The 10,249-nt window shown below is 36.5% G+C and carries 8 protein-coding genes and 1 pseudogene; 1 reads left to right on the forward strand and 8 read right to left on the reverse strand.

What is annotated here, in order from left to right; all coding sequences use genetic code 11:
- Positions 1 to 493 precede the first annotated feature (493 nt).
- The 5 genes from A9G32_RS07245 to A9G32_RS07265 form a co-directional block, all read right to left on the reverse strand.
- Positions 494 to 2,131 (reverse strand): hypothetical protein, encoded by a 1,638-nt coding sequence (locus A9G32_RS07245; protein WP_065589469.1) that lies wholly within the window; start codon positions 2,129 to 2,131, stop codon positions 494 to 496.
- 579 nt (positions 2,132 to 2,710) lie between these two features.
- The gene (locus A9G32_RS07250; protein ID WP_065589468.1) at positions 2,711 to 3,646 is read right to left on the reverse strand and encodes a hypothetical protein; all 936 of its coding nucleotides are present in this window, start codon (positions 3,644 to 3,646) and stop codon (positions 2,711 to 2,713) included.
- A gap of 866 nt (positions 3,647 to 4,512) precedes the next feature.
- The gene (mnmE, locus tag A9G32_RS07255; protein WP_065589467.1) at positions 4,513 to 5,874 is read right to left on the reverse strand and encodes a tRNA uridine-5-carboxymethylaminomethyl(34) synthesis GTPase MnmE; all 1,362 of its coding nucleotides are present in this window, start codon (positions 5,872 to 5,874) and stop codon (positions 4,513 to 4,515) included.
- A 100-nt stretch (positions 5,875 to 5,974) separates the two neighbouring features.
- A complete protein-coding gene (locus tag A9G32_RS07260) occupies positions 5,975 to 6,598 on the reverse strand; it encodes a YdcF family protein (RefSeq protein WP_065589466.1) in 624 nt (207 codons plus the stop codon).
- A gap of 12 nt (positions 6,599 to 6,610) precedes the next feature.
- Positions 6,611 to 7,174 (reverse strand): DNA-3-methyladenine glycosylase I, encoded by a 564-nt coding sequence (locus A9G32_RS07265; protein WP_065589465.1) that lies wholly within the window; start codon positions 7,172 to 7,174, stop codon positions 6,611 to 6,613.
- Between the two features lie 233 nt (positions 7,175 to 7,407).
- Here A9G32_RS07265 and A9G32_RS07270 point away from each other — a divergent pair, with 233 nt between their 5' ends.
- Positions 7,408 to 8,757 (forward strand): MFS transporter, encoded by a 1,350-nt coding sequence (locus A9G32_RS07270; protein WP_065589464.1) that lies wholly within the window; start codon positions 7,408 to 7,410, stop codon positions 8,755 to 8,757.
- Positions 8,758 to 9,223: 466 nt separating this feature from the next.
- Here A9G32_RS07270 and A9G32_RS07275 read toward each other — a convergent pair whose 3' ends face one another.
- The 3 genes and pseudogenes from A9G32_RS07275 to A9G32_RS12810 all read right to left on the reverse strand — a co-directional run.
- Positions 9,224 to 9,724: a GNAT family N-acetyltransferase gene (locus A9G32_RS07275; RefSeq protein WP_176701332.1), complete on the reverse strand. Its 501-nt coding sequence runs from the start codon at positions 9,722 to 9,724 to the stop codon at positions 9,224 to 9,226.
- A gap of 25 nt (positions 9,725 to 9,749) precedes the next feature.
- Positions 9,750 to 10,100 (reverse strand): annotated as a pseudogene (locus tag A9G32_RS13385) (transposase); the annotation flags it as partial.
- Between the two features lie 10 nt (positions 10,101 to 10,110).
- On the reverse strand, positions 10,111 to 10,249 hold a 139-nt coding region (locus A9G32_RS12810), incomplete at its 5' end, for an IS3 family transposase (protein WP_141672886.1).

The raw sequence follows: 10,249 nt of genomic DNA on the forward strand, positions 1-10,249 counted from the left end.
AGAAACGATTCAGTTATAAAAATAGGTGAATTTTTTAACTAAATTATGATGTCTGATTTCAGACTTTTTGACTTTTACGGAATGGTTAATATTGCTGATAACATCTAAAACACAAACACGCCCAACAGCCAAGTTTGGCGTGCTAGCTTTACTTGGTTATCGGTATATTTTGATGCTGTGATAAGGCAGGCATATTAGCATTGTGGTGCTATAAGTGTGTTTTGCTCTAAAAATGTTCAGGTAGACTATTGATTTTATTGAAGTTTTTATTTGCATTTTTAAATAAAATCAACCGTTTATAGGCTGTTTTTTATTATATTGAATTTGGCTTTTTAATAAAAGCGCTTTTGTTATTTGATAACAGTGGTTTAATAACCGTTGTTTAATAATAAAAGCTCTAGGCTAAAAGTCATTGCTTGTTCAGCGTCCCAACTAACTCACAGGCTGCATGCTTGGTTATATTACCTCTATTTACACCATAAACGCCCATACCCTATTCATAAGGTGTGGCGCAAATAACAGGAAATTGGAACATATCCTGACCATCAGCAATAAGACCAGCAATAAAATCTTTACCCATACCCATAAAATCCATAACCATGCCTTCAGCCGTAACCGCATAGAAGTCACTCGTCCATAAATATTGCAAGGCGGAAGGTTTTTCGCCGTAATCGCCCACACGACCCCATTCAGTAAAAAATCCAGCACCAATTCGTCGTTGATAAAAATTACCTGCTGAAGAAGGTTTAGCACCATCTGCATCGCATGGAAACGGCATCATCGGCCACGAAATACCGCATTTCGCATTGGTTAAATCGCTTATCCGTGACATTTTATAACCCAAACTATCACACCATGTTGATTGTTTTACAAAACCAAACATATGATAATAGTCCAAACCACGACTAACGAACCACTGCTTTAACACAAATCCATACTTCACCTCATTACCAAGGCTATCTGTTCCCACCAACTCAAATGTCTGTGGTAAAGATGGAACTTTCAGTCGGCTAGGAGAATCTGAATCTAGCTGACTAGGACTTGCACTAGGACCATTTAATGTTACCCGCGTAACATAATAATCTTCCTGATATCTCTCAGGAATCCAAATATCACTATCACTTAATTGGATTGGTCTCCTCCAACTTACCGTTGCTTTTATATCCCCTTTCGTCTCAACATGCCAAGTCAACTGACTTGCATCTCCACCTTCAATACCTAAATCAAAATATAAACCATCTAAACCCGTAGTTGGAAAATTAAGTCCATAATCGGATGAATTAGTTGCCTGAACAAGAAAACCTTCTTTAGAATCCCATATGTTAGGTGGACCTGCGAAGTCCATCCCCCAACCATCAGTAATACTACCATATCTTAGATTTGGTCTTACGTATCGCACAAAGTAACAACTGCCAGATGAATTCGGTTTGATGTAATATAGCACTGTACTATCATCAAAAGCACTTCTATTTGGCACTCCATACTGAGTTGTTAAACTACCTTCTGTGCTACTTAATATTATTTTATAAGGCGCTTTACAAATATCTAGTGTATCGCTACGATTAACAGCATTACCATCTTTGTCAGCAAAATAAACCGACAAACTTCCCGTTGCCGTAACTTTGTCATCACCATCTCCATCATCATCTCCCCAATTACCTCGAGTAATTAAATCATTTAAACTAATTGAATTTGTCCCCTGTGGCACCGCCATGTGTATATCATTAAAAGCACTTCCATTAATTAAGGTTATCGGATTTGTCGGACTCGATAAATTAGTTGATGGTCTGATGGTACTACCATCAGGCAACTCAATAGCTAATAACGTGTCAGTCGTTGTTGCTTTTATTCGTCCTCCTTCAAACGTAAAGTACGGCGCACTACCATGAATGACCTTAGATGTACTTACCATTAATGCCTGTAAGCTAAATGAATATGGTAATAGCGACATCAATAGCAAAGACAACGGAATTGGAAATTTGGGGATAAATTTTAATCGTGAAACAAATACAAATGAATCGACAGATTTATTTGATAAAATAAAATTTTTTAAGTTTTTTTTAAGATTTAAATGGTTAAAAAGATTTAAGACATAGACCTTCCAGTGCTGAAGTCTAAAATAATACTGCATTACGATCCATCCATTAAATAATTCTTTATATTTATACTTACTTATTCATTAAATAAGCTTATCTTCCATAATAGATAGAATTATAACTATTAAAAAAAAACTAGCTAGTTTTTTAGCAATTTTTTTGTAAAGAAATGTAAAGATAAGCAGAATGATTAATATTGCTGATAACATCTAAAACACAAACACGCCAAACAGCCCAGTTTGGCGTGCTGAACTTACTTCGTTATCAGCACTTTTTGATGCTGCGATAAGGCAAGCATATTAGCATTGTGAAGCTATAAGTGTGTTTTTTGTTCTAAAATCGCTCAGGTAGACTATTGATTTTATTTAAGTTTTTATTTGAATTTTTAAATAAAATAAAACAATTATAGGCTAGTTATTTTTTTATTACATTGAATTTGGCTTTTTAAGAAAAACGCTTTTGTTATTTAATAACCGTTGTTTAATAACAAAAGCGCAAGGCTTAGAGCCTTGCGCCTGTTCAGCGTTCCCAACTAACTCACAGGCTTCATTCTTGGTTATATTACCTCTATTTACACCATAAACGCCCGTGCCCTAAGTTTTAAGAAATAAGAGTTAAGGTGTCCTGCAAATAACACCAAGGGGGGGGGACATAGACATATCATCAGCAACATCTAAACCAGTATCCATAATTACGCCTCCATCCATGACCATATATAACTCACTCGTCCATAACTGCTGCAGGGGGGAGGGGGTTTCGCCGTAATCGCCCACAACACCCCATTCAGTAAAAAATCCAGCACCAATTTGTCGTTGATAAAAATCACCTTCAGAAGATGGTGTAGCACCATCTACGCCATTTTTACATGGGAAATTATTACTATCTACACCACACTTCGCATTGGTTAAATCGCTTATCCGTGACATTTTATAACCTAAACTATCACACCATGTTGATTGTTCAGAAAAACCAGCTATATGATAATAGTCCAAACCACGACTAACGAACCACTGCTTTAACACAAAGCCATACTTCACCGCATTGCCACGACCATCTGTTCCCACCAATTCAAATGTCTGTGGCAAAGATGGAACTTTCAGTCGGCTAGGAAAATCTGAATTTCGCTGACTAGGACTTGCACTAGGACCATGTAATGTTACCCGCGTAACATAATAATCAGGGTTATATTTCTGATGCGGAGGAATCCAAATATCACTATCTCCTAATTGGATTGGCCTCGTCCAACTCACCGTTGCTTTTATATCCCCTTCCGTTTCAACATACCAAGTCAACTGACTTGCATCTTCTCCTTCTATATCTAAATCAAAATATAAACCATCTAAGCCCGTAGTTGGAAAATTAAGTTCATAATCGGGTAAATTAGTTGCCTGAACAAGAAAACCTTTATCAGGATCCCATATGTTAGGTGGGCCTGCGTGATTATTCCCCCAAAAACCATCATGGCTATTACCAAATCTTAGATTCGGCCTTACATAGTTGACAAACATAGATGAAGGCAAAATTATTGCATCGCTACGATTATTATGCATTCGACTAGTTTTGCTAGTTAATGCCTGCAAATTCAATGAATGCAGTATTAATAACAGTACCAACAAGATTTTTTGGGTTAATTTTGATAATGATTTGGAAGATATAAATGAGCTTCGTATAAAAACTCGTCGAATAGGATTATTTGATAAATTTAAGACATAGGTTTGCCAGTGCCTTGTGCCTTGTGCCTAAAATGATAATGCATTACGTTCCTCGTGTCAAGTAATATTTTGTTTTATTTGAATTTTTATAATTATTCGCTTATTTAATAAGCTTGTTTTCCTACAGCGATGAAAGTATAACCATTTATAAAATAGTTGGCTAGTTTTTTGGCGGACTTTTTTGTAAAGAAATGTAAAGATGAAAACGATTCGGTTTTATAGATAGGTTAATTTTATAATTAAAATAGGGTGTTAGCTTTAGGACTTTTTGATTTTTACGGAATGATTAATATTGGTGATAACATCTAAAACGCAAACACGCCAAACAGCCCAGTTTGACGTGCTAGCTTTACTTTGTTATCGGTATATTTTGGCGCTCTGATAAGGCAGGCTTATTAACATTGAGGTGCCAAAAGCGTGTTTCTTACTCTAAAATCGTTCAGGTAGGATATTGATTTTATTTAATTTTTTGTTTTATTGAAATTAATTCGCTATAAAGTATCTTTGGGAATTTTATATTTTGTTTAAAGCCTATTTGAATGCATTTAAATATTACATGCCAGCTTTAGTTTGTTCATAATAAAAAATTCTTACTTGAGATGCTGATTTTCTTAGTTGTCAGCACATTTTGATATTGGAATGTACCAACAACTAGGCAATGTTCTGCTTTATAGACTTTATTTAGCATAGAATTAAAGTTTGACCTATTTACCAATACAAAACGAACTGAATATACGGCCTAATAAATCATCAGAAGTAAATTCTCCTGTGATTTCGCTTAAGGATTCTTGCGCTAATCTTAGCTCTTCAGCAAGCAATTCACCAGCATGGAAGGTGACTAGTTGGTGTTTACCATTATTTAAGTGCTCGGCTGCCTTTTCAAGTGCTTGAAGGTGGCGACGACGTGCTAAAAATCCACCTTCAGTGCTGCTAGTAAAGCCCATGGCCTGTTTTAGGTGTTCGCGCAATAAGGTAACGCCTTCGCCTGTTCGTGCCGAAAGTTGAATGAGTGAGTAGCCGTTTACTTCGCTATATCCTAGCTTTTCGCCTGTTAAATCGGCTTTATTACGAATTACGGTTACTGGCATATTTTTAGGTAAGCGTTCAATAAATTCAGGCCATAGCTTTTCTGGGTTGGTTTCTGTTGTGGTTGTGCTGTCAACCATAAATAATACACGATCAGCTTGCTCAATTTCTTGCCAAGCACGTTCTATACCAATTCGTTCCACTTCGTCACTAGCTTCTCGTAAACCTGCGGTATCAATAATGTGTAGTGGCATGCCATCAATATGGATATGTTCACGCAGTACATCACGCGTGGTGCCTGCGATATCGGTCACAATGGCAGCTTCACGCCCAGCTAATGCATTTAGTAAGCTTGATTTTCCTGCATTAGGACGCCCTGCTATGACTACTTTCATGCCTTCTCGTAACAGTGATCCTTGTTTAGCTTCTTGGCGAACTTCGCTTAAACGAGTTATGACTTGGTTAAGCTGTGCTTCTATTTTGCCGTCAGATAAAAAGTCAATTTCTTCTTCAGGAAAATCGATTGCTGCCTCGGTAAATATGCGTAAATGAATTAAGGATTCAACCAAGGCATTCACTTTTTTAGAAAATACTCCTTGCAAAGATGATATTGCCGATTTTGCCGCTTGTTCTGAGCTAGCATCAATCAAATCAGCAATAGCTTCGGCTTGAGCCAGATCTAGCTTGTCATTTAAAAATGCACGCTCTGAAAACTCTCCCGGCTTTGCAATGCGGATGTTAGGAAGTTCTAATATACGCTTTAAAAGTAGATCCAAAATAACTGGACCACCGTGCCCTTGTAATTCAAGTACATCTTCGCCTGTAAAAGAGTGTGGATTTGGGAAAAACAGCGCAATACCTTCATCTAAGATTGAACCATCAGTAGCTAAAAAAGGAAGATAATGCGCATACCTTGGTTTGGGTATTTGCCCTAATACTGCCTGAGCCACGGCTTGGGCTTGGGGTCCAGAAATGCGCAATATACCTACGCCACCACGACCTGGTGGTGTTGCTTGTGCAACAATTGTGTCTGATTTCATATTTATCTGTAGCTGATTTAAATTTCAATAATTAATGATATCATGGACGCAGGGCAAAAACAGTAGTTACCCGTGCTTTTGCCGTGATGCGCCAATAATTCTAGTTAGATGGTTGACTGGGTAATTGGTTTTCAGGGGGGGTACTATCGCTTGGATGGTCGAATAACCAAGAATTTGCTAGTGCTAGGGGTTCTCTTATTAATGCGATATATTTATCTCTTTTAGTCAAATCTAATGGCGCCGCTAAGCCTGATACTTCGTTAATTCCTGAACGTTTAGCAAGCATTAGCGATCGCAATAAATGAAAATCATTGGTTACCACAACCGTTTTGCCTAAAGGTAATATACGATTTGCATAGATAAATTGTTGGGCTGTTCGGGTTGATTTGTCTTCTTGATAAATTCGATTAGCATCGATCCCTTTTTCAATTAAATATTGAGCCATTACACTAGCTTCAGTTGCAGATTCGTTTTTTCCCTGTCCGCCACAAACAACAACTTTGGTTTGTGGGTTATTTTGTAAATAATTTATGGCAATATTTAAACGCTCGGCTAAGGTTGAAGAAGCTATGGCTGGTGTGTTAATCACTTGGGCTCCCAATACGACCAAGGTATCGGCATTTTTTATTGGTTTTTGCAACGAAGATATATAAATCGCAATGTTAGCAATAATGAAATAGGCTAATATTAAGGCTATACCATACTTTATTGATTTTGTTATCATCCATTTTTTCCTTTATTTTTTATAACAATTTTCAAAATGATCGTTAATTAATCCCATGGACTGCATAAAAGCATAACAGATGGTAGAACCAACAAATGTAAAACCTTTGTTTTTTAGCGCTTTTGACATTTTTTCTGATATATCAGTACTTACGGGAACTTCGCTTTTATCATTAAAATGGTTAATAATTGGTTTATTATCAACAAACGACCAGATAAATGGCGAGAAATCTTCACCATTTTTTTGCATGTTTAAATAAGCATGAGCATTTTTTACAATGCTATTTAGCTTTAAACGATTACGAATTAGTCCTTTATTTTTTAAAAGATGTTCAATATCTTCAGGCGTTAGCTGAATAATTTTGTGTGGGTCAAAATTAAAAAAGCAACGTCGATATTCATCTCGTTTTTTTAGAACAGTGATCCACGATAATCCCGCTTGTTGCCCTTCAAGGCAAATTTTTTCAAATAGTTTAAGGCTATCATATTGGGGGTTGCCCCATTCGTTATCGTGGTAATGAATGTATATTGGGTCATCCAAAACCCAACTACAGCGTACTTTGTTGCTATTTGTCATCAAATTTTATCCAATTTATCCATTATTGATTATGCTTTATCGTGATTTATATTTTTTAAGCTTCGATTAGTTGAATTATAAATCAAATAAGTAGTTTTGTTACATACATTAAATTTTTTTATGATGAAAAAAAAGCCTTTTTTTTGTGGCAGAATGAATCTCACGTTTTTAACTTAAATCAATAAAAGATAGATTTTTTATTTTCTAACTTAATTTAATAATAAGGTTTTTCCATGAGTCAGTCTGTAATCAACGCGGAATGGCAGCCTAGTGCTCGACCATTAAATCGGCAGGATTTTAAAACGTTAGTTTTATCCTCTTTGGGTGGTACGTTAGAATTTTATGATTTTGTTATTTATGCGCTTTACATCGATACCATTGTAAAACCACTATTTTTACCGCATTTTTTATCGCCATTAACGTTAGATTTATTTGCATGGGGTATTTTTGCTGCTGGTTATTTGGTTCGTCCTGTTGGCGGCATTATTATGGCGCACTTTGGTGATAAAGTGGGACGTAAAAGAATGTTTACCTTAAGCGTGGCTATGATGGCATTACCTACATTTATCATTGGTGTTTTACCAACTTATGAAGTGATTGGTATTTTTGCACCTCTGTTATTATTAGTAATGCGTATGCTTCAAGGTGCTGCTATTGGTGGTGAAATGCCAGGAGCTTGGGTGTTCATTGCTGAGCATGTGCCAAAGCAACGTTATGGCTTAGGTATCGGTACGTTAACTTCAGGTATTACTGGCGGTATTTTACTTGGCTTTATTGTGACTATCATTATTGATCTTTGTTTTACCACCGTAAATATTTTAGATTATGCTTGGCGTATTCCGTTTATTATTGGTGGTATTTTTGGCGTTATTTCGGTTTATTTACGTCGATTTTTATCTGAAACACCTATCTTTAAAGAGTTAGCGGCACGCAAAGCAATTGAAAAGAATATTCCTGTCGTTACCGTGCTTCAAAAACATAAAACAGCTTGCCTAATTGTGGCTCTTTTGACTTGGTCGTTGTCGACGGCAATTATGGTGGGTATTTTGATTACACCGGGTCGTATTGTAGGTGGCATGTACCATTTTGCTAATCTTGATTGGCGTATTGGTGGTTGTATTGCTGCACTAACTTTGACTATCGGTTGCGTTATTTTTGGTTGGTTAGAAGATAAAATAGGTACAACCAAAACAATGCTAATTAACTGGGGCGGACTTGCTATTATGAGCATTGTATTTTATAGCTCTTTGTCGCCAGATATGTCCTTAACTAAACTTTATTCGCTTTGGGCTGTATTTGGGCTATTTATTGGTTCTGTTGCAATGACTGCAATAGTTGGTACAAGAGCTTTCCCTCCTGCGATTCGTTATTCGGGTTTGTCATTTTCGTATAATTTAGCCTATGCGCTATTTAGTGCATTTACACCAACATTAACCATTTATCTATTAAGCCCTGAACATTTATTAGGTCAATATAGTTATCTTGGTGCTGGTATTTACATCTCTTTTGTAGCGTTAATTGCGGTTGGGGTCGGTTTCTTTCCTTTAGCTAAAAATGGCTGGCAAAGTGATGCAAATCATTAATCGATAAAAGCCTAAATAATAAAAACATTAATTATAAAAATATTAGGGCGTGTTGATCTTTCGTGATTATTCTTTAGACGGCATGATGTGAGTTATAATAATTCTGCAAAAAACAACCATAACTCGATTCATCATGCCAAGAACTGATCCTCGCCAAAATATTAGACAGTGCCCACCTCTATTCATAAAGTTTTCTACTTATTCTTTGGTTTCGTAAATACGGTTTAATTTGAAACTCCATTGACAGAACTAATCTAAGCTCATCTTTCAGGCAGCTTATTGAACTTTGATATCAAACGAGGGTTATCTGTACAGCAGGAAAGTTGTGCCTAAAACAGGGAAATGGCAATAAATAGTAACTTATCTAGAGGTATTTAGATCTAAATATAAGCCCAAATGCCTCAAAAAAGCGCGGTTAAAAATTTAGTTTGAGTGAAGCTTTACTGTACAAAGGTCTCAATAAAAATCAAAGTAGTTTATACATATAGTAATTTATCAGTACCTGATTTTCTCTGGATATTTTGTTAGCCCGCTTTATTTTAAAACCCCATTTTTTGAAAATTGGCATGGCCACTTTTGAAGCATCTACACTTAATTGTGTAAGCTTTTTCTGGTGGGCCAAGTCAAGCACATGGTCATAGAGTTTTCTAGCTATGCCACGCTTTTGAAAGTCAGGATGCACATACAGACAGTCTATGTAACCATCATCTCCAAGTTCAACAAACCCCGTAAGGCTTGAGCCAAAGATAGCCATCCAAGGCTGAGTGTTATTTAAACGTTCTAACCACTTCTGATAATCTGGTGGTGTTGAGCACCATGCTTCTTGCTGTGCTTTGCTGTAAATATCGGTATCAATAGCATGAATAGACGAATGAAACAAATCGCATATTTCAGAGGCATAGAGTGAAGAGTATGGTTTTACTTCGATTTTAGATGCAGCATTACCCAATTTGTTTCCTATTTTCATTATGATTTGCTCTAGCAAGACTTTGCACTTCAATATCGCCAACATTGACAAGGCTGGCTTCCGTACTAATAGCTTCGTGAGTTATCCACATCAATAGCTAAGTCTACTTTGCGCCATGTTCTGCTTTCTTACTTTACATTTACCAAAGACTTTAAGGTCTGTCGAGTCAATAACGAAATATCGAATAGCCCTCTTGTTTTATTGCTATATTGGGTGTAAATTGTCTTTGAACTTTTACCTATATTAGTGTAACATCCATTGGCTTGAAAGCCAATTCAAAAAAACCTTGCAGTGCAGGTAACGGCATAGAGAAAGTCCCCTCCATCATCAAGGCAGTTTCAATCGCGGTATTAGAGTACTGGAAGCCTCTGATCCTCGCCAAAATATTAGACAGTGCCTGCCTCTATCATTTTTTCGTTTTGGTAATATTGTTGTTCATATTGTTCAGGTGATACCCAGCCATTGGCTGAATGACGGCGTATCCGATTATAATAGATTTCAATATATTCAAATAGTGCTTTATTA

Origin of the sequence: Gilliamella sp. Gris3-2 (assembly GCF_001690345.1) — a bacterium.
GTDB lineage: Bacteria > Pseudomonadota > Gammaproteobacteria > Enterobacterales > Orbaceae > Gilliamella > Gilliamella bombi.

Coding starts and splice junctions, on each gene's coding strand:
- A9G32_RS07245 (WP_065589469.1), bottom strand. CDS start 2,131: ATGCAGTATTATTTTAGACTTCAGCACTGGAAGGTCTATGTCTTAAAT.
- A9G32_RS07250 (WP_065589468.1), bottom strand. CDS start 3,646: ATGCATAATAATCGTAGCGATGCAATAATTTTGCCTTCATCTATGTTT.
- mnmE (WP_065589467.1), bottom strand. CDS start 5,874: ATGAAATCAGACACAATTGTTGCACAAGCAACACCACCAGGTCGTGGT.
- A9G32_RS07260 (WP_065589466.1), bottom strand. CDS start 6,598: ATGATAACAAAATCAATAAAGTATGGTATAGCCTTAATATTAGCCTAT.
- A9G32_RS07265 (WP_065589465.1), bottom strand. CDS start 7,174: ATGACAAATAGCAACAAAGTACGCTGTAGTTGGGTTTTGGATGACCCA.
- A9G32_RS07270 (WP_065589464.1), top strand. CDS start 7,408: ATGAGTCAGTCTGTAATCAACGCGGAATGGCAGCCTAGTGCTCGACCA.
- A9G32_RS07275 (WP_176701332.1), bottom strand. CDS start 9,724: ATGAAAATAGGAAACAAATTGGGTAATGCTGCATCTAAAATCGAAGTA.